25 protein-coding genes are annotated in these 18016 nt (G+C 34.5%); 3 read left to right on the top strand and 22 right to left on the bottom strand.

Translation table 11 applies throughout. The annotated features are described in order from the left end of the window. Window positions 1–216 precede the first annotated feature (216 nt). The gene (locus tag ACIP9W_RS09745) at window positions 217–390 is read left to right on the top strand and encodes a hypothetical protein (RefSeq protein WP_400788604.1); all 174 of its coding nucleotides are present in this window, start codon (window positions 217–219) and stop codon (window positions 388–390) included. Window positions 391–554: 164 nt separating this feature from the next. Here ACIP9W_RS09745 and ACIP9W_RS09740 read toward each other — a convergent pair whose 3' ends face one another. From ACIP9W_RS09740 to ACIP9W_RS09680, 13 genes are all read right to left on the bottom strand, one after another. After that, a complete protein-coding gene (locus tag ACIP9W_RS09740; RefSeq protein ID WP_400788603.1) occupies window positions 555–1013 on the bottom strand; it encodes a hypothetical protein in 459 nt (152 codons plus the stop codon). 130 nt (window positions 1014–1143) lie between these two features. Beyond that, window positions 1144–1377 carry a cyclase gene (locus tag ACIP9W_RS09735; protein ID WP_400788600.1) on the bottom strand — a complete coding sequence of 78 codons (234 nt, stop codon included), beginning with the start codon at window positions 1375–1377 and terminating at the stop codon, window positions 1144–1146. An 817-nt stretch (window positions 1378–2194) separates the two neighbouring features. Then, window positions 2195–2770: an NUDIX hydrolase gene (locus ACIP9W_RS09730; protein WP_400788772.1), complete on the bottom strand. Its 576-nt coding sequence runs from the start codon at window positions 2768–2770 to the stop codon at window positions 2195–2197. A gap of 205 nt (window positions 2771–2975) precedes the next feature. Next, window positions 2976–3275, bottom strand: a complete 300-nt coding sequence (locus ACIP9W_RS09725) for a TIGR04104 family putative zinc finger protein (protein WP_400788598.1) — start codon at window positions 3273–3275, stop codon at window positions 2976–2978. A 256-nt stretch (window positions 3276–3531) separates the two neighbouring features. Next, window positions 3532–4206: an AlkZ-related protein gene (locus ACIP9W_RS09720; protein ID WP_400788595.1), complete on the bottom strand. Its 675-nt coding sequence runs from the start codon at window positions 4204–4206 to the stop codon at window positions 3532–3534. A 137-nt stretch (window positions 4207–4343) separates the two neighbouring features. Further along, window positions 4344–4814: a DinB family protein gene (locus ACIP9W_RS09715; protein ID WP_400788593.1), complete on the bottom strand. Its 471-nt coding sequence runs from the start codon at window positions 4812–4814 to the stop codon at window positions 4344–4346. An 84-nt stretch (window positions 4815–4898) separates the two neighbouring features. After that, window positions 4899–5366 (bottom strand): SRPBCC family protein, encoded by a 468-nt coding sequence (locus ACIP9W_RS09710; RefSeq protein ID WP_400788591.1) that lies wholly within the window; start codon window positions 5364–5366, stop codon window positions 4899–4901. Window positions 5367–5405: 39 nt separating this feature from the next. Next, window positions 5406–5690 carry a hypothetical protein gene (locus tag ACIP9W_RS09705; RefSeq protein WP_400788588.1) on the bottom strand — a complete coding sequence of 95 codons (285 nt, stop codon included), beginning with the start codon at window positions 5688–5690 and terminating at the stop codon, window positions 5406–5408. Window positions 5691–5774: 84 nt separating this feature from the next. Next, on the bottom strand, window positions 5775–6230 hold the full coding sequence (locus ACIP9W_RS09700; RefSeq protein ID WP_400788586.1) for a GNAT family N-acetyltransferase: 456 nt from the start codon (window positions 6228–6230) through the stop codon (window positions 5775–5777). Window positions 6231–6526: 296 nt separating this feature from the next. Then, window positions 6527–6964, bottom strand: coding sequence for a general stress protein (locus ACIP9W_RS09695; protein WP_400788584.1), 438 nt, complete (start codon window positions 6962–6964; stop codon window positions 6527–6529). A 228-nt stretch (window positions 6965–7192) separates the two neighbouring features. Beyond that, a complete protein-coding gene (locus ACIP9W_RS09690; protein ID WP_400788581.1) occupies window positions 7193–8170 on the bottom strand; it encodes a PASTA domain-containing protein in 978 nt (325 codons plus the stop codon). Between the two features lie 91 nt (window positions 8171–8261). Then, window positions 8262–8606: a hypothetical protein gene (locus ACIP9W_RS09685; protein WP_400788579.1), complete on the bottom strand. Its 345-nt coding sequence runs from the start codon at window positions 8604–8606 to the stop codon at window positions 8262–8264. Window positions 8607–8767: 161 nt separating this feature from the next. Beyond that, a complete protein-coding gene (locus ACIP9W_RS09680) occupies window positions 8768–9595 on the bottom strand; it encodes a TrmB family transcriptional regulator (protein ID WP_400788577.1) in 828 nt (275 codons plus the stop codon). Between the two features lie 139 nt (window positions 9596–9734). Between ACIP9W_RS09680 and ACIP9W_RS09675 the strand changes: the two genes are divergently transcribed. After that, window positions 9735–10364: a homoserine/threonine efflux transporter gene (locus ACIP9W_RS09675; RefSeq protein ID WP_400788575.1), complete on the top strand. Its 630-nt coding sequence runs from the start codon at window positions 9735–9737 to the stop codon at window positions 10362–10364. Window positions 10365–10577: 213 nt separating this feature from the next. Here the strand turns inward: ACIP9W_RS09675 and ACIP9W_RS09670 are convergent, their stop codons facing one another. From ACIP9W_RS09670 to ACIP9W_RS09640, 7 genes are all read right to left on the bottom strand, one after another. Beyond that, the gene (locus ACIP9W_RS09670; RefSeq protein WP_400788573.1) at window positions 10578–11099 is read right to left on the bottom strand and encodes an ankyrin repeat domain-containing protein; all 522 of its coding nucleotides are present in this window, start codon (window positions 11097–11099) and stop codon (window positions 10578–10580) included. A 35-nt stretch (window positions 11100–11134) separates the two neighbouring features. Further along, the gene (locus tag ACIP9W_RS09665; RefSeq protein WP_400788570.1) at window positions 11135–11596 is read right to left on the bottom strand and encodes a hypothetical protein; all 462 of its coding nucleotides are present in this window, start codon (window positions 11594–11596) and stop codon (window positions 11135–11137) included. A gap of 109 nt (window positions 11597–11705) precedes the next feature. Continuing rightward, window positions 11706–12218 carry a hypothetical protein gene (locus tag ACIP9W_RS09660; protein ID WP_400788568.1) on the bottom strand — a complete coding sequence of 171 codons (513 nt, stop codon included), beginning with the start codon at window positions 12216–12218 and terminating at the stop codon, window positions 11706–11708. A 54-nt stretch (window positions 12219–12272) separates the two neighbouring features. Then, window positions 12273–12698 carry a hypothetical protein gene (locus tag ACIP9W_RS09655; RefSeq protein ID WP_400788565.1) on the bottom strand — a complete coding sequence of 142 codons (426 nt, stop codon included), beginning with the start codon at window positions 12696–12698 and terminating at the stop codon, window positions 12273–12275. 426 nt (window positions 12699–13124) lie between these two features. Continuing rightward, a complete protein-coding gene (locus ACIP9W_RS09650) occupies window positions 13125–13373 on the bottom strand; it encodes a hypothetical protein (RefSeq protein ID WP_400788563.1) in 249 nt (82 codons plus the stop codon). Window positions 13374–13539: 166 nt separating this feature from the next. Further along, window positions 13540–13884 (bottom strand): avidin-fold protein, encoded by a 345-nt coding sequence (locus ACIP9W_RS09645; protein ID WP_400788561.1) that lies wholly within the window; start codon window positions 13882–13884, stop codon window positions 13540–13542. A gap of 79 nt (window positions 13885–13963) precedes the next feature. Next, on the bottom strand, window positions 13964–14455 hold the full coding sequence (locus tag ACIP9W_RS09640; protein WP_400788558.1) for an AraC family transcriptional regulator: 492 nt from the start codon (window positions 14453–14455) through the stop codon (window positions 13964–13966). Between the two features lie 407 nt (window positions 14456–14862). Between ACIP9W_RS09640 and ACIP9W_RS09635 the strand changes: the two genes are divergently transcribed. After that, entirely contained in the window at window positions 14863–15486 is a 624-nt protein-coding gene (locus tag ACIP9W_RS09635; protein ID WP_400788556.1) for a flavodoxin family protein, read from the top strand. Between the two features lie 532 nt (window positions 15487–16018). Here the strand turns inward: ACIP9W_RS09635 and ACIP9W_RS09630 are convergent. Together ACIP9W_RS09630 and ACIP9W_RS09625 are read right to left on the bottom strand one after the other, a co-directional pair. After that, a complete protein-coding gene (locus tag ACIP9W_RS09630) occupies window positions 16019–16765 on the bottom strand; it encodes an SDR family oxidoreductase (protein ID WP_400788554.1) in 747 nt (248 codons plus the stop codon). A gap of 88 nt (window positions 16766–16853) precedes the next feature. Continuing rightward, window positions 16854–17957 (bottom strand): NADH-dependent flavin oxidoreductase, encoded by a 1104-nt coding sequence (locus ACIP9W_RS09625; RefSeq protein ID WP_400788552.1) that lies wholly within the window; start codon window positions 17955–17957, stop codon window positions 16854–16856. Window positions 17958–18016: the final 59 nt, after the last annotated feature.

Genomic DNA, 18016 nt, shown 5'->3' with positions numbered 1-18016 from the left:
CGATTTGAAGTTCCGCTTTTAAGTAAACATCTCAATTAAAATTACCATTATTGTATTTACTTGTTCAACTAACCTGCTTTTTTTGAACAAACAGGCTTTACTCCTTCTTGAAGTAAAGCACTCGTTAAATTTTTATCAAAACTTGTTGATAAAAATAACTTTGTAATTATCTATACCAGGGATATAATTATAGTAATAATCGGAGGAGGAATAAAAATGAAACAAGCAACTCTCCATCAATGGCATAAAAATCATCATAAACGAAGAGCAGTATTTCACAAAAACCACGAAATGGAAATACAACGTGGTGAAAATGGAAACGGTTTGTTAGCCAAATGGGAAAGATTTTTTTATAACAAAGTCATTTTTCCTCTAAAGAATGCAAAATAATACTTATTGATTGAACTGTCCTTTTGTACAGTTCTTTTTTTCTCGTTTTGAGCCAAATGCGACATAAAAACTTCCATTTTCTTCTTCAACTAAACTAATGAGTTAGTTCAATAAGAAAACGGGCTTTACTTCTTCTTGAAGTAAAGCAACCGTAAGTTAATAAACTAAAACCATTTATCTAACGTCCATCCTTCAGCTAATCTCTGTTTAAGTAAAGTGTCATTCCAAATTCCCCAAGGTGATAGTTGCTTTTGTTCATCAGATATTCTATCGACTTCTTCTCTTTTCCAAGTATCATAATCAATAATATGCCAACAAATCAATTCACCATTTACAAAATATTCACTTCTAAACTTTTTAGGGAATATAAAATTTTGTGGAATGGGATAACTCCCTTTCTGAGTTACTAGCTTTTGATTTAATGCTGCTCCCAAAGGAAAATGAATAAGATATAATTCTTTCTTTTTCACTAATTCATCTTTTATAACATAACCTTCCTCAAGTAAGCAGGGTAATATTCGTATTAACTCTCCAATTGTTTCGTCTTTATGAACATATTGAAATAATCCTATTCCATTTAATGTAACTACCTCAAAAACCTCACCAATGTTTAATCGTACCACTTAAATCATTCCCTATTATCCTCTATATTTTCACGCATGCTTTATTAAGCAGCTCATTCATAAACCCTTTTCTAAAATTTATCTTTCCCGTTCAAAAAGGATCCTTGGGTCTCTTACATTTTGCTTGAGGTTATTGCTCAGAATTCTCATCAGCAGGTCTTCGTTTATGTTTTTCATTAATGATTTTTCTGTTAAGAATTCTGACTTCACCAACCATTAGCAACCTCATATCCTCTACAATATACTTAGCTAACTCTTCGTCAGAAATGTCAACTCCATCAATATCAAGACGAAATTCCTGCCCTTGTATTCCTCCACCATTAGTAAAATCAATTTCAAAGTCGAATTGAACTCTTTTATCCAATTTGAATTCACCTCATGTTAGTTTGGGATTATTCATTTTATACATATCCAAGGGAAATATAACAATAACTATATGAGATCAATTTTTGATACCTCGTATTTCTGCTGACAAGCCTAGCTGCTGCATATAATTTTGAACAAGCATCTTTACCCCCCTAGTACACAAAAATGAATAACCTCTATTGTCGTTATTATATGCTGCAGAAGCAATCCAATTAATAATTAAGATAGAATTTTCGCTATAAACCTCTGTAAGGGGTTTTTTTGACAGAAATTTTATGCAAAAGTGTCTCTTAATAGTCGAAAAATCGTGTATGAATATCAATTCAAATGTTTATAATGCCTATACACAGAACCGAAAGCAGTTCTTAGGAAGCTCTGTTGATTTTGCCAATCTACGTTCTGTTGTTCCTTCAGAAGAGGTGAAGCTCATGCATACAGCTCTAATAATCGCCGTTATTAGTCTTCCATACATTGCCTTTATTTATTTTGTTTTTATTAAGACATACCGTAAGAAGAAATCTTGAACTCCAGTCGATGCAGATAATCTACATGCTGTGTGCTAAACACTTCTAATGTTTTCTATAAACTTATCAAGTGATATTTTTTGCACCTAGCATTGATAGCCTAATTTCAATGTATACACTGTTCCTTAGGTTAGGTGGTTTTCTTTTGAATTTCAATTAAGCCTTTACATTCAGTTTTCATTTTTATATAACGTTCGATTGTCATTAATTTCTTACTTTCAACTTCGCAATTTTCCTTCTTGAAGTAAAGAACCAGTTATTTTAAGTGTATAGTTTCACGAACATTCTCATTTAATTAATTTTTTTTATGATGAATATATCCGAATGTTCTTTTAACAATTTTGAAAGAAATAATAGTTGAGGAAAAGGTGTTAAAAATAAATCTCTATTTATATTTTCTTTTAATATCACTTTTCCATTTTGTTTAATAAAATCATTTAAAGTAATTTTATTATTACAGATAAAATGAACATCTTCTGGAGTTAGTAGTAGAAGTCCATTAGTTTCTGAGGAGGGATATGGTTCATTTTCAGAGTAGGAAAGATACATTATTGATAAAGATTCCTGCGCATTTCCTTTAACTAAAATTGGAGCTATTTCCTCGCTCATCTGTATTATGGAAGGCTTATTTTCCCACTCACTTATATAATAAGTTATTGGGGAATTTATTGGAGTTATTTTCATTGAAGCCTCTTCAAAAACTTCACGCCAAGCTGTCTCTAATGCAGTTTCTTCGAATTCTTTATGTCCACCTAGTCTAACTACTCCAAGTTTATCTGCCTCTTCTGTAGGTCCAACTTGAAAAATAAACAGCCCCCTATATAAAACGTAAGCACCCGAAGTTTTTACATTTTGATTTATATTAATGTCACTCACTCTCCTAATATTTAATATTTATTAATTGATGAGATTCCTAAGACTCAATGTTTATATTCTATTAGTTTTTTTATTCCTCTTTCACTAACCTGCCCTTTAGTTCAAATAGAAAAAAAGGCTTTACTCCTTCTTGAAGTAAAGCAACCATAGAAATCGATTTTTAAGCATCCAAGCTATCGAAGCAGTAGAAACATCTTCAGTTATCAGAACTATATTTCACTAAATATGGAAAAAACACCGATAAAAACATACCATATATAATCATTATTAATGCGATATAAGAAATAGATAAAGACCATTTATTTAAAAAGTAAGATCCAAATATCATTATTGGTAGAACTGTTAATAAAGCTAATAGAATCCTGGAAGAAAAAGTTATCCTATGATTCAACTCACATTGACTGCATTGAATAGGTCTGTATGCTGCACAAAGAGATTTATATATTTTACTCCACTTAAATTGCGATTTACATATCTCACAGTTTTGTAACCCCATAATATAATCACTCCCTTACTTTAACTTACCTTCAAACCCAAGATACTTCTTGAACTAACCTGATATGTTAGTTTAAGTGTAAAAATTTAACCAACTATTTAATTCAATAAAAAACGAGCACTTGTATTGCCCTTTCGTGATAGTAACTGGAACTGTTTCAGAAGATAGTACTGTTTGAAGAAATATATATTGAGAGCGTATCTTTTATCATAATCTTCTTTGTCAGTTCTAAATTAATTCCCAACATCTCTTCTCTTTAAGATGCAAATATTTTTTCGAGCTTCTTTAGTGATTCATTACTACATACATTAGAAAAAAAGGATAGCAGATATTTTCTTGATTCGGCTTTGTCTATATTTATTGTTTCTATTTTATTTCTATTAGCCCAAGAATTATATGTTTCAAAAGCTGTACTGCTCCAGCCATTCTTTTCCCCGACTTCATTTCTTTTCTCCTGTATGCCCGAAATGACAATATCCATTGATCCTTGCAATTCTAATAACGCGTTTTCAAATAGCTTCTTTTTATCGCGTTCCTTTAGACCTGCTTTTATTCTTAAAGCCCTTGTATCTATCCCTTCCAACTGAGTAATGATTTTGTAAATTTCAAACGCTTCTTTTGATACATTCCCTTTAAAATAGCGCTCCTCAACAGACTCATCATACCCTATGACCTTTTTCACATATGGAAGAAGCCGGATTGAAACTAATATCGATTTTTTCTTTATGAATTTGCCGTATCCTGCAACCCCATCAGTTGAGAATTTTGTTCTCCAAATCCAAGGATCGCACTCTGTATCAGAATGCCAGTACTCTGGCTGAGTAATGGTATTTAACGAAGGGAAATCTGGTATTAAAGGGGCAAGGGGGAGTATTCCGATTTCTTCGATTACCTTTATGGCATCTTCATAGGTTTTTACTTTATATTCCACTTTTTTTATCTCCTTTTATGAATAGACATATATCAAAGGCTTTGTTAAAAAGTATAGTTGTTTTCAGACATAAAATATGGGGACGTCCGAATCGAAAGTCCCCGTTTTCAAGCTTTTTAATAGCTACGTTTCCCTGCTCAAGCTCTTTGCATTTTACTTAGGAATACAATTTGCCCAATATGATATGCATCGTGCATTGCTAAACTCTTCATCTCCAGCACTAATGATCTTTCTCCAGGGATCTGTCTATACAAATCTTCCTGTTCTGCTTTTGCTAGTATTTTTTCGAGTTCACGATGAACATAGAAGTATTCTTGTTTTGTTTTCTCCCAATTTTCAGATGTCTCAGTGGGTAATCGAAATGTAGATTTATTATCTTCTGCTTGTGGTTCATTCGCTGTTTCACCAAGAAATCGCAATAGAAGTCTCTTTTCATAGAAAAGTAAATGACAAACTAATTCCCAAATGGAATTCATCGCCCCTTCAGCCGGTTTCCAAAGTGCCTGTTCATAATTAATGTTCTCTAGCACTTTATCAAGTGGTGGAAACCAGTCTTCTTCATCCAAGCAGCTTGCCCATTGTTGTAACAAAAGTGTCTTTACTTCCATTTCTTTTCCCTCCCATTTAATAACTCCCTTTATATACTTCGATTTTCTTATCTAAAGTCCTTTTTGTTCAACTAAACTGCGATGTTAGTTTGAGTGTGCCAAAGCATTATTATTTTTTTCAGCGCACTGTTTCAATTCCTTCATTTGTTTCTCTAAGCCTTTTTTCATAAATGCACGAAAAATGATACTTATTATCTTTCCTGAAACAGTCTTAGCTGTTAGTTCTTCTGTAATGTAAAGAATGCTAGAACTCGGACTAATTTCTTGAAGTTTATAAGAAAGATTGATCAAGAAAGAAGGATGATTCATTTGAATAATTAATCTATTATTTTTATTGAATTCCGTAACTTGTCCTTCATATTCTTGAATACGGTTTCCTTCTCTTAACCTTTGTTTGAACTTTATACCAACCGGATTATTACTATCAAACTCCGTTAAATATTCCGTTCCTTCTAATCCTGTCATCCATTCTTTTTGTTTCTCATTATCTTCTAAGTAAGAGAATACTACCTCCTTAGATGCTTGAATCTCCGTTTGGCTTGTTATTAACAATGTATTGACCCTCCCTTTATAAGTTTTTGCTTTTATGCATTAACCCTTCTTGACGTAACTTACCTTCTTCTTAAATAATTTTTCATAAGCAAATAGGATAATGGCACAAATAACAGTTACACTCAAAATAGAATATAAAAAGAAATATGGGGAAATGATCATGCCGAACGCTACTTCATTTTGAAGCACGTCCACTGTTTCCCATCCTTTTGGTATATCTGGATTATAATATTTTGTTTTTATATAACCGCCCATAATCGTATAAGCTGTATAAATTATATGAATGATGATCGAACCAATAAATGCTTGAAGAATTATCTTCATTTGAACATCCCTCCTCCATCCATAAGACATAAAAAGAAAGGACCAAAAAGTGGCCCATTCTTATTAAATCATCTTATTTAACTCTCAGTCGTTTACATGTAAGATAACTGCCATTTCCTTACCGAATCTATCGCCATGATCAATAAATCCTAAACTTGAGTATAAATTATGTGCTCCCAAATTTTCTGGATGATAACCTACGATAATTTTTTTCGCATCAGGTAATTTAGCCATTTCTAATATCATTAACTCAGTTGCAGCTTTACCTATACCCTTACCTTGAAATTTCTTATCTACCATTATTCGATAAATCCAATAACCATCCAGTTCTTCTTGAACAGAATTGTACATGAGAAAACCAACTATCTTCTCTTCTGCATAAATAGCATATGGCTTTAAAGTCGGCTCAAATTTGGATTGAGCTATTGATATAGCATTGGGCTCCATGTATGCTTTCTGTTCTGGTGATACCTCTAATTCACAACAATCGTACCAGTTTTCTGCATTTAATTCTGCCATTTTCACATTTTCAATTCTCATATTTTTCCCCTTTCAGAATGCGGGGAACGTTAAACAACTTCACTAATTAGTCGTTATCCCCTTGAAGTCATTAATAATATATTTTCTAATATTTGTCATAATGAACGCCTCCTCTAAACCTTTGCCCTAAAAATTATATTAAATAATTTTTAGACTATTTTAATTATACTATTTTTCATCATTAAAATCCTACCCAAAATCCACTCAATGTTTTGGACATAAAGATAGACCATCGAAAAGATGGCCTAAGATTTTATTAATAGCTTAGTATCAACCTGCAACTATCTAATCCTCTCTCAATCTTTGGGATGAAGAAATACTAGGATTTTTCCCTCTTCCGCATCATTAGAATAGCGTTCGGCTTCATCATCGGGAACTCCAATTTCCATTAGAGCATGCTTTAGTCCGCCAGCACCAGCGTTGGCCCCTATTACTGCTCCTCCAATTGTTGTAAGGATAGGGCCTGCAGCCAACACAGCGCCAAATCCAGGAATCAATATAGTGGATAACCCTGCTAACACACCCGCTATACCAATGGCTCCACCAGTTACAGCTCCTGCAATGGCTCCGTCCCTAGTGGAAGGTTTTACTTCCTGTGTGATCTCTGATAGTTCTTCTGTATTTTTAGCAATAACGGAAATTTCCTCTGTTGTATAGCCTTTTTCTTTTAATTCCTCCACCACATCAACCGCTTGTTGTTCATTTTCGTATACACCCACAATATGATTAGTCATTAATAATTACCTCCTGTTTACTCCAACTATGTATGCTTTACCCGTTTTTTCGGTTTTCTAGACATAGCTTCACCTTCTGGTTGCTTTTATTAATCTATAGGATTGTTTTTTTAACGCTAAAAAGCACGACCCAATAATCTGGATCGTGCTTTACATTCAACTTTCTAATTGAGTATGGCAGCTTGATAAATAGGAATTATTGGTGAAAATCGTATCATCAGGTTTTTCCTACAAAGATTCATCAGAAGGTTGAGTAGTATCATTGTTTGGCACTTCAGGATTCGATGTTTCTTTTGGTAGTTCATTTGATTCTGCTGGCTTTGTTGTAGGTTCTACAGATTTAGCAGCATCATCAGACGGTTTTGGTTGTGGTTCTGTTGTTTTAGGTGTTTCAACTGATGGCTTTGTTTGTGATGGCTGTGGTTTAGGTGTGCTAACTGTCGGTTTTGTGGTCGGTTCCGTTACATTTTTTACCGGCGCTGTATTCACAGGCTTGTTGCTACGTTGAACGTATATAAAAATGGACGCATCTGTATTCCATTTTCGTCCATCTCCAGGCAGCTCCTGTCGAATCACCGTGCCTTCTTTTTTTCCAGCACCACCGTCTTCGTATGCCACTCGAGGAGTAATTCCTGCTGCATGCATTATTTTTACAGCATCCGCTACAGTCTTACCTTCTACATTCGGCAAAGTTACAACACGTCTCGGAGCGAACATTCTTTTTAAATCCTCTTCAGAGTATATTTCTCTTAATTGAGCTCGATACTCTGGATCATTGGACATATCGCGACCATTTCTTTTGTAACCTTCTATGTCATGTTTAATTAACATTTCATTATACTGGTGATTAGCATCATCTTTCAGTGGAACAGTTGGTTTTTCTTCTTTTTTTGGTAGAACAGTTGTTTTGACTGCGGTTTCTTTTATTAATTCTTCTGTAGATGTTGGCTCTTCTTGACTAACTTCATGGATATCATTTTCAGCAGATTCCACTTCATTCGCTTGATTTTTTTCTGATTTATGTACTTTATTCTCGACTATTTTATTTTGTACTGAATTATCTTCAGTTTTATTGACTAATTTCTGTACTGGAAGCAATGCAGCAAGATATGCTTGTGGAACGTAAACAATTACTAAAATTATTGCTATTAGCATTGCACCACAAATGGTTACGAATTTCTTTTGAATTATTCTACTTTTTTTCATGATTTAATTCTCACAATCTTTCGGTTTTTAATTTAAGTGTACCATGTTTTTTTCAATCCAATATGTGCAATAATTGGAAATAGAAATGACACTAAATCAATAAAGACCACGAAAAAACAGCTATAAGAATAATCATCAAAATACTTTTGTTTCTACTTTTATTCCACAAGTTAACTGTAGAGACGATTCCACCTAAAACGACGAATATGCCACCAATAACCCCCACTATGTTTAAGGTGAATAAAGAGCCTAAATGTGCTAAGAAAGCACCCAGCAAAAGAAACCCACCTGTGAAAATAAAACGTCTTGACTTAAAATCATTGATGGCTGATTTTTTATCCTCCTTATCCATTTTTACATACTCTCTAATAACCAAAAAAGTTGGTATTGCCCATACAAATATAAATGATACTAGTGCATACGTGTTTATCTTCACAATTCTTTCCTCCTACTAAAGCTAGTACTCTCCTACTTCAATCAAATTGCTACGTTATAAAAACACTTAAGCACCAGTTAGCTGAAAAAGAACAGCATTTTTCGTATAAGGAAGAATGCTGTTCGTATTTTGTTTAATAAATAGCCAAGTACAGAACAAATCTATTCCACATAATGCTTTTTAAAATCTGGATGGATGGAAAATTTGCGACGTAAATTGACGAGGTTCTTCCCAAAGCTCTCCTCCAAAAGTTCTTTATGTTGTTCCATAATTTCCATAAGATATAAATCATGAATCATCACTTCTGTAATTGGCATGACTAAACCTACATGCATGGTCCATGCTGCACGGCTATCTTTACCCAGCGAGACAATACCCGCTACAACTTCCGAATCATCTCCACTGATGACAATCCATCGTCCTCCATACTCTTCTGTAATTTCTTGACCCATATAATGGTGGTAAACATTAGCAAAATCAGAGGCGATTTCCCCATACGCAATAATCGTTACGTTTACTCCTCTTTTTGTTGCCTGTCTCAGTTCAGTCTCCATTTCTTCAAATTCCTCTTTCCAGACTTCTAAGAGAATTCTTTTTTTGGCAGATGTTATACAAGCTTTTACCTTATCAAGTATTTCATTGCGTCCCGTAATGTTCCAGATGTTTTCACGATCATTTGCTGATTGTTTATACTCTGCTAATGATTTTTCTGCCAGTTCAAAATGCTCTTCTGCTTTCATTCGGCGATTTTTAATTAGTTCCTTTGCAGGAATAGGAGAGTAGAGTGGTGTGTTCCCGGGACTGATCAGAATATCTCCTCGCATGGCGAGACTTTCCAGAACTTCATAAATCTTCGATCGGGGCACACCTGAATGTTTTGCAACTGCATAGCCAGTTAATGGTGATTCTTGTAATAAGGTAAGATATGCTTTTGCTTCATATTCGGTAAAATTCAAATTTTTTAATGTATCTAAAATGTTTTCCTGCATATATCCTCCAAGACAAATTTAGTCGCTACCTTTGTAACTAATAGTTTAACAAAATCTATTGATTTTATCCAAAATATTCTGATATAATCATAAGTAGTTACTGCGGTAGTCACTAACAGAAAGAGAAGGGGGAAACAACATGGATAGCTTACTAATATATATTTCAATTGCTGCAATGATGGTTATCATACCTGGAGTAGATACGATGTTGCTAGTGAAAAATACGCTCGCTTATGGTCCAAAAGCCGGACGCTTTACGGTACTCGGTATGGCAGCGGGACTTTCTTTTTGGACGCTTATCGCCATTCTCGGTTTATCTGTTGTCATCGCAAAGTCTGTTGTTCTTTTCAGTATCATTAAATATTTGGGAGCCGCCTACTTAATTTATTTAGGGATAAGAAGTTTTTTTACTAAAAGCATGTTTTCTTTAAAAGAGATTCAATCACAAGCAAACACACCTACGAAATATTCAAACCAGTACAATAAAAGTTCCTTTATGCAAGCATTACTTAGTAATGTTCTCAATCCAAAGACAGTTTTGGTTTATATAACGATCATGCCTCAATTTATCGATTTGAACGAAAATGTAAATCAGCAATTGATCATGTTAGCCTTCATCCTTACTTTACTCGCTGTTTGTTGGTTTCTAACCCTTGTTTATGTGATTGATTATGCAAAAAAATGGTTGAACAACTCCAAATTCCAGAAGGCATTCCAAAAATCAACTGGATTAATTTTGATTGGGTTTGGCATAAAAACAGGCATATAGGAAAAATAATTTCAGACAATAAAAAAACCGGACTAACCCACGAAACTTTAATTTATTGTTTCGTCGTAGTTCGGCTTTTCTTTTTATCTGGTTTGGTTAAATCAAATATTATTCGGCTTTTGCAAAGGGAAATTAGATACGTACTAGGCACTGTATAACTAAAACCTGATTAATATCTAGCCAAATCACCGAAGGCAGAAGTAAATAATGTTCTTACTTGGAAAATAAATTCTCTTGCTCTTTTAGAAATATAGCAACTTCCTCATTTCCATATTCCTTTGCTAAAGAAAGTGCAGTATGTCCATCGTCGGTTTTTGCCATAATATCCGCACTTCTTTCTATGAGCAACTTCACCGTTTCTAAATGGCCATAACAACTGGCAATTATTAAAGCAGTAGTATCATCATTCGATTTTGTTTCAATATCAGCGCCGTTCTTTAATAGATAATTTACAACTTGTATATTCCCATCTGCAGACGCTTGATATAGAGGTGAAAAACCATTTTCGTCTTTTACATCAATATCGACACCGACTGAGAGAAGCAATTGAATAATTTCCAGCTGCCCTTCCTGTGTCGCCCAATGAATCGCTGTCCGTTCATCTTCATCGGATTCATTCACATCTATTCCTGAGCGGATTAATCCTTTTACTTTTTCCAGTTGACCATAATAAATAGCCCACACCAATTCTCCTCTATACCTCTTTGCTATTTTCATTTTTATTCTTTTGTTCATGCTCTGCCCTCCAGCCAAAGTATACTACTCACAAACTATAAATTCTGTATTAAAGTTGGGTCAGCACCAAACCAAGTTTGAACATCATTTTCTTCTGTCAATGGTTGAATCCAACAAACACCAAATATAAACGTTCTATCCAAAGTAGTGTGATATGTGTCATATTGAATTCCATTACTTAAATAATCCCCACCATAATCAATATATCTATTGTTGCCTGTAAATTCTCCCTCTACTCCAATTGTGAGTTTTATATCATTTTTGTAAAAAGATATTGCCTCAAGTCTTTCTCCGCTTTCAACTTCACCTTTTACATCTATTGAAGGTATGCAACACTTGATCTCTTGACTCTTCATTTCATTTTTGTATTCATATGGAATTAAATACCTACCATTTACATCTCGACAATGCAAATCTAAATCTATTTTTATCGCAGTAAATCCCACTTCTTCATCATTAACAAATAATTTTATAGCCCCTAAAGGAGTTGATAACATTAAAGCACCTACTTATAAAAATTTTAGCTTGTAAAATACTAACAGCACTTTATTCTACTTCGAGATGTTCCTTTTTCATCACAGATTATCTCTTCAGAATTGCACAGCTCTAAGCATCAGTCACTACATAATCAAATAGCCATTGTCCATCCTGTTTGATAAATCCAATGTTGATAGTACTATGTCCCTCAGAAAAATAATTTGCAAAGCCAATTGTCAGCTTATCGTTTTCCATTTGATAATGACGATACTCTAGGTTTTCTAATAGATAAGGCATATCATTCATTTTGTAGCTATAGTCAGTAGAATAGATAGTGCTTTCTTCTACATTCACTCGAATATTGGAGGAAGAAATGGATGTAATGTACTCATAATCTTTATTATTTATTGCAGTGAGAAGTTGGAATGCTAAATTCATCGTTGTCCTTAATGCTTCTTTTTCTTCCTCATTCTTCTTTTCCATATCAGATATCTGCTTTTTCTTTTGCTCATTTGTCATTTCCAGCTTTTCTATTTGGGTTATATTATTTACATCACTATTTTCCGATACTGAGCTTGATGGATCCTTACATCCTGCTAGTATTAAGATGAAAACAATTATAATAAACATCTGTCTTTTCATATTATCCTCCAAGATTTGATCTATAGTGCCTGTTAGTTAAGTTAGAAATCATGCTCATTTTAGTTCTTTTCGTAATTTTACGATTATTTGAATGGTAAGAATGAGGCTAAATAAAGGAACTAGCATAAATAAAACCTGATCCCCTTTAGTCAAATTAGGAATATCACTAACAATCAACCAAAGCAGACAACTAAATGTGTTTAACCCGAGGAGAACTCCCCAAACAACTTCTTTTACAATTTTATATAATCTATTACCAGTTAAATATCGTATATACAAGAAAATAATCAAAGCCATCCCTAACACTATTAATAATGACTTCTCGAAGGAGGAAGTTAAAGAAAACGGCTCTTCCCAAGGCATATCTATATAGATTAAGTTAAAGAGGCTAATTATATTATAGATAAAGACAAATAGCAGAGCAAAAAGATATAAAACCCATTCACATACATAAATAATTGGAAATATTATCTTTCTCACCCTTTTCACCTCAGTTGATTATATTTTCTTTCATTCCTTCTCCATGAATAACTGATAGCAAATGATGCAATGAAAAAAGTGGTCACGAAATAAAGGGACAACACGAAAATTTGAATAGCAAAGGACGGTTCTAAAAAAATTGTATGATCTATAAATACAAACAATATTAATAAAACTATCATATAGTATTTAAGAATATTACCTTTATAGAACGTTGAATAACCGTCCATTCTGATTCTTTTCCATTTTTCATGAAATTCAGTTTCCTTTGTTTCCATAAAAGAGCACCTCATTTAATCTTATTTTTAATAATGAGATCTACCTCATATTAGATTCAATAATCTTTTTGTTCCAGTGGAGGTCAACTTGCCTCGTTAATTTGACTCCAACGGCTATGTGACAAAGCCTGGTGCACTTAACTTTCCATTAATGCAACTGCTTCCGAATTATCCTAGTTTTTCTCTTATGTATAAACCAAAATAATATCGTTAGAAAAAGTAGAAAGAACGGAGTTAAACCAACGTATTTCCAAGCATTGTTTGCTCCTGAAAAATAATATGCTATCGGTATAAATGTAATCGTACTAATTAGTAAGAACACCCAAGACGTTTTAGCAACTCCAATAAATAAAGTTGCAATGGAAACAAATAATGAAAGCTGCCATAGTAATAACATTTTCCACCCCCTGCTTAACTTATTATTCTTAATGTAACATTCCCTCTTAATATTTCCACTACTTGCCGTATTAGCTCCATATGAAAAAAGAGCTGCCTAAGCAACCCATGAGTTTTAACGTAAGTATCTTTAACACAATAAAGATAAACAAAAATGTACAATCGTTTTATACACTAATTTCCTCCATAATTGAGTTCCCCTCAGTAGCTTCAGAATCAAGCCATTTCCAATTTTCATATAACCTTATTCGCCCATCGGGTAAAACTTTAGGAGTAGAAGTACACTTTCCACCTCTAATTTCATTTTTGTTATTAACGTGGTTATATCTAAATTCTAAGCAACCGTCTTCCTTTATTACTCCGATCAATGTCCCTTTTACAATTTCCCTTCCACCATATGTTGCTGAGATGATATGTCCCTCTTGTTTGTAATCAAAAATAGTCTTAGAAGAAACCTCACCGTTATCTGTATTTTCAATGGAAACAAAGCTACGACCATTATAATCTATCACTTTCTTTTCCCCCCTTATGATTTTTGTATAATCTTCTTCGTTACTGTTTTCAGCATTTCATACTGGTTCGTCCAATAGTTTAAGATATTCGCTTTTTTATCGGCACAAATAAATCAACTTTCATTTTCCCGTCTGGGTCTTCCCAAGGGTTATTCAAACCAAACTCAAGATTATATCTATCGTAATCTGCCTCATACTCACTATTTGGCAACCACTGTTCAAACATATATTTATAAGCTAAATTCAATAATTCGGGTTTATCATAAAATGGATACAAAGCATACTGCCCTCCATCTAACTTTTTGAATTGGATATTACTATGTTTCTCTTTTTTAAATCCTGCAGGAATGGTAACACAGGCATCATGTCGACATTTATCACTTTCCACAAATTCAGGATTATCTAAAGATATCCCTATAAATGATTGGTGAGGTGGAAAAATTCCATTTTCATTTGTCCAGTGCATCAATTTTTCCCAATGATCCTGTGGTTCAAAATAGCTTCCAACTCGTCTTACAAACGCTACCTCATATTCTGGTAATTCCTTTATTACGATATTTATATTGATCATCTCCTAAAATAGCAATAATCTCTCTATTCGCTATTTTTTGTTTAAATCCTTTTCGGCCCTATTGTTTAAGTGCAATTTTTCAATTCAATTTAAATTAATCGTAATTGGATCAAAATCAATTCGTTTATTATCTGTTTGGCTATTACTTACATGAGCGAAAGGATAAAATGTAATAGATGTTGCTTCTAGACATATACATACTTGGGCTCAGATTTATTAATTTTGCCTTCATTCGCTTGTGATTGGCATACTCCATATTTTCTTCTAATTCCTATATAGCTTGTTGTTACACCGTTACATATGCGGTTGCAGTACCCTTTTATACCACGAATGAACCGAATTTCTGGTTTTATAACAAGTTCTCAGGGTAAAGAAATACTATTACCAAGAACTAAGGAGATGTAGCAATGAGCATTAAAGCGCTAGTTTTAAATTGCAGTTTGAAAGACAGCACCCAACCATCCAATACCCGTGCGCTTATTAACGAGATTGTAAAAATTTTTGATGAAAACAGAGCGGAGACCGAAGTGCTTAGGATGGCTGATTATAATATCGGCTTTGGAATAACCCATGAGGCAGTGAATGATAAGGATCAATGGCCAGAAATTTTCGAAAAAGTGAAGAAGGCGGATATTCTTTTGATTGGCTCGCCGATTTGGCTTGGCGAACAGAGTAGCCTGGCTACTTTGGTTGTTGAAAGATTGTATGGTGGAAGCAGCCTTACGAACGAAAAAGACCAGTACATTTACTATAACAAAGTGGGCGGAGTGGTTGTGACGGGGAATGAAGACGGTGCGAAAAACGTCTCAAGCTACCTAATTTATGCATTGTCGCATATAGGGTTTACGATTCCTCCAAACGTGGATACCTACTGGGTGGGGGAAGCTGGCCCTGGTCCATCCTTTATTGAGGCAAATGGGAGAAAGAACGATTTTACGATGCAACTCGCAAAAATAACTACTTACAATTTACTGCATTTTGCCCGGTTGCTGAAAGTGCATCCGATCCCGGCAGAAGGAAATGTGAATTAAAGTTAATAGCGGTTTGAAAAGTATAAATTAAAACTCAAATAACATGCTAAACTAGCAGTCCAATTTAAATAGAGTTGGATTGCTTCTTTTTAAAAAAATCTGCCCCTATTATTAGTTTCATAAAGTTCATATAAAAGCACTTTAAATTTTCCATATATATTATAAATTTATCTTCAAACGTTCTTAAACTGAACTGCTACTTTAGCTCAACAAGAAAAAATGCTTTACTCCTTCTTGAAGTAAAGCACCTCGTTAGTTTATCAGACTTTCCGGCGTTTCATTCTTTCAAAATAATTGCTCGTAGTGAAGAGTTAGTCTCTCTTTAGACTATAAAATAGCTTAGAAGAAGTAATCTTCGTCCTTCAAGGGTTCGACAATATTATTTATTGTATAAATTGTCCCTTCATGTTTTACGCCAAGTCGTTTTTCAATTTTTTCCATTTTTAAAAGGGTTAAAAAGGGACTCCAAAAAGTCAGTCAAAATGACTTTTTGGAGTCCCTGCTATATCAAATATGACTAGGTAATCATCCCCTACTTATAGAAACGGAGGACCCTAGCTGAGTCAGATGAAACTGGACGAACTGTAATTTCATTGACGTTGACATAGTCAGGCTGGGTGACAGCATAGACAACAGCCTTTGCGATATCCGTTGCCTCCAGCATTTTACGATCATTCCAAGCGCTATTTCTGTTCAAGTCTGTATCTACCATCCCGGGTGAAATATTCGTTATCCTTACACCTGTTCTTGCAAGTTCCTTTTCCAATCCCATGGAAATGGCTCGGACAGCATACTTTGTAGCACTATAGACGGTACTTGTTTTTGTTACCTCATGACCAGAAACCGAAGCAATATTGATAATATGTCCACTTGACTGGCTTAGCATGGATGGCAACACAGCATGAATGCCGTAAAGCACCCCTTTTATATTCACATCAATCATCTGCTCCCACTCCTCTACCTGCCCAGATCGGATAGTTGATGTTAGCATTTGCCCAGCATTATTGACTAAAATATCTACATTGCCTAATTCGGCTAGTGCCTTTTCCGCAAGCTGATTAACGTCACTTTGAACGGACATATCCGCTTGGATTGCAATTACTTTCACGTTGTTATTTGTAATCTTTAAAATTTCACTTTTTACGTCATCTAATTTTTCTAGCCGGCGGGCGGCCAGGACTACATTTGCTCCCTCTTTGGCCAATTCCTTAGCAATAGTAGCCCCAATTCCTGTGCTGGCACCCGTGACAATCGCTGTTTTTCCTTGCAAACTGTTCATAACATCCTCCCCTTCTATCGCTTGCGATCATGATACCATAATTTCATGTAAAACATACGTTAAGCAAAATCCAATTATACTTTGAGGTTTAGCGTAAACGTTCAGGCATCATAAAATCGAGGAACTCCACAATACCATTTCCTACCATAAGTTCTTCTCTATCTTGATCGGCTAGCACTCTTCTGATAGTGTCTTCTTTACCTTCCAGCACTTTGCTTGTCCAGTGAGGATCAATGATAAGCGAACGCCCGACCGCCACTAATTCAGCATATGCTAATATATTTTCAGCATCTTCTTTCGTACGTACATCCCCCACGCCTATTAGAGCTAGGCGACCATTAATTTTTTCATGAACATATTGCATGATTGTTTTTTCTTTATACTCTTCCGATACAGATACTCGATTGTAATCACCCAACGAAATATGTAGATAATCTAATTTTTTATCAGCCAATTTATCAACTAAATATAGGGTATCCGCCATTTTAATTCCAGGCTCTTCATATTCCTCTGGAGAAAAACGGTAACCGACAATAAAATCTTGAACATTTGAATCATCAACAACAGAAATAACCCCGTCCACTAATTGGTTAGTGAAATTAAATCTTTTCTCCAAGCTTCCGCCCCATTGATCTTCACGTCGGTTTGAATGCGGGGAAAAGAATTGTTGGATTAAGTAGGTGTTTGCTCCGTGAATTTCTACCCCATCAAATCCCGCTTTAATAGCACGTTCTGTAGCCTTTTTAAAATCTTCTATTAGTATGTAGATTTCATCTTCTGTTAACTCTCTTGGAGTAACTGCTTCCGGGCGTTCTGCAGCAACGGCACTTGCAGAGACTGGTTGTACTCCACGTAATATTTTGGAATCAGTCATTCTTCCTGCATGGAAAAGTTGTAAAATGGCTTTTGTTCCATTTCGTTTAATGGTTGATGCTAATCGACTAAGACTAGGGATAAATTTATCAGATGCAACGCTAAGCTCACCTTCCCATCCTTTGCCGCCATCTTGGACATTTGCAGCGGCAGTGATAATTGCCCCTACTTCGCCCGCTCTTAGCAAGTAGTAATTCAATTCATCTTGTGTAACTACACCATCATAAAAACTCATTTTCGTTGTCATTGGAGCCATTACCACTCTATTTTTCAACGTTAGTCCTCTTCGAAAAGTTAATGTATTATCTAGATTTGTCATCTTTTCCAACTCCTATTTATTATTATTAATATTAATACTCCTTGTTCTTTGCCTACATA

This window comes from Psychrobacillus sp. NPDC093180 (genome assembly GCF_044754065.1).
Taxonomy (GTDB): domain Bacteria; phylum Bacillota; class Bacilli; order Bacillales_A; family Planococcaceae; genus Psychrobacillus.
This window is presented reverse-complemented; position numbering and strand designations above follow the sequence as displayed.

Excerpts from the sequence above, each read along its gene's own strand:
- ACIP9W_RS09745 (WP_400788604.1), top strand. The coding sequence starts at position 217 with ATGAAACAAGCAACTCTCCATCAATGGCATAAAAATCATCATAAACGA.
- ACIP9W_RS09725 (WP_400788598.1), bottom strand. The coding sequence starts at position 3,275 with ATGGGGTTACAAAACTGTGAGATATGTAAATCGCAATTTAAGTGGAGT.
- ACIP9W_RS09715 (WP_400788593.1), bottom strand. The coding sequence starts at position 4,814 with ATGGAAGTAAAGACACTTTTGTTACAACAATGGGCAAGCTGCTTGGAT.
- ACIP9W_RS09705 (WP_400788588.1), bottom strand. The coding sequence starts at position 5,690 with ATGAAGATAATTCTTCAAGCATTTATTGGTTCGATCATCATTCATATA.
- ACIP9W_RS09700 (WP_400788586.1), bottom strand. The coding sequence starts at position 6,230 with ATGAGAATTGAAAATGTGAAAATGGCAGAATTAAATGCAGAAAACTGG.
- ACIP9W_RS09695 (WP_400788584.1), bottom strand. The coding sequence starts at position 6,964 with ATGACTAATCATATTGTGGGTGTATACGAAAATGAACAACAAGCGGTT.
- ACIP9W_RS09690 (WP_400788581.1), bottom strand. The coding sequence starts at position 8,170 with ATGAAAAAAAGTAGAATAATTCAAAAGAAATTCGTAACCATTTGTGGT.
- ACIP9W_RS09680 (WP_400788577.1), bottom strand. The coding sequence starts at position 9,595 with ATGCAGGAAAACATTTTAGATACATTAAAAAATTTGAATTTTACCGAA.
- ACIP9W_RS09675 (WP_400788575.1), top strand. The coding sequence starts at position 9,735 with ATGGATAGCTTACTAATATATATTTCAATTGCTGCAATGATGGTTATC.
- ACIP9W_RS09670 (WP_400788573.1), bottom strand. The coding sequence starts at position 11,099 with ATGAACAAAAGAATAAAAATGAAAATAGCAAAGAGGTATAGAGGAGAA.
- ACIP9W_RS09665 (WP_400788570.1), bottom strand. The coding sequence starts at position 11,596 with ATGTTATCAACTCCTTTAGGGGCTATAAAATTATTTGTTAATGATGAA.
- ACIP9W_RS09660 (WP_400788568.1), bottom strand. The coding sequence starts at position 12,218 with ATGAAAAGACAGATGTTTATTATAATTGTTTTCATCTTAATACTAGCA.
- ACIP9W_RS09650 (WP_400788563.1), bottom strand. The coding sequence starts at position 13,373 with ATGTTATTACTATGGCAGCTTTCATTATTTGTTTCCATTGCAACTTTA.
- ACIP9W_RS09640 (WP_400788558.1), bottom strand. The coding sequence starts at position 14,455 with ATGATCAATATAAATATCGTAATAAAGGAATTACCAGAATATGAGGTA.
- ACIP9W_RS09635 (WP_400788556.1), top strand. The coding sequence starts at position 14,863 with ATGAGCATTAAAGCGCTAGTTTTAAATTGCAGTTTGAAAGACAGCACC.
- ACIP9W_RS09630 (WP_400788554.1), bottom strand. The coding sequence starts at position 16,765 with ATGAACAGTTTGCAAGGAAAAACAGCGATTGTCACGGGTGCCAGCACA.
- ACIP9W_RS09625 (WP_400788552.1), bottom strand. The coding sequence starts at position 17,957 with ATGACAAATCTAGATAATACATTAACTTTTCGAAGAGGACTAACGTTG.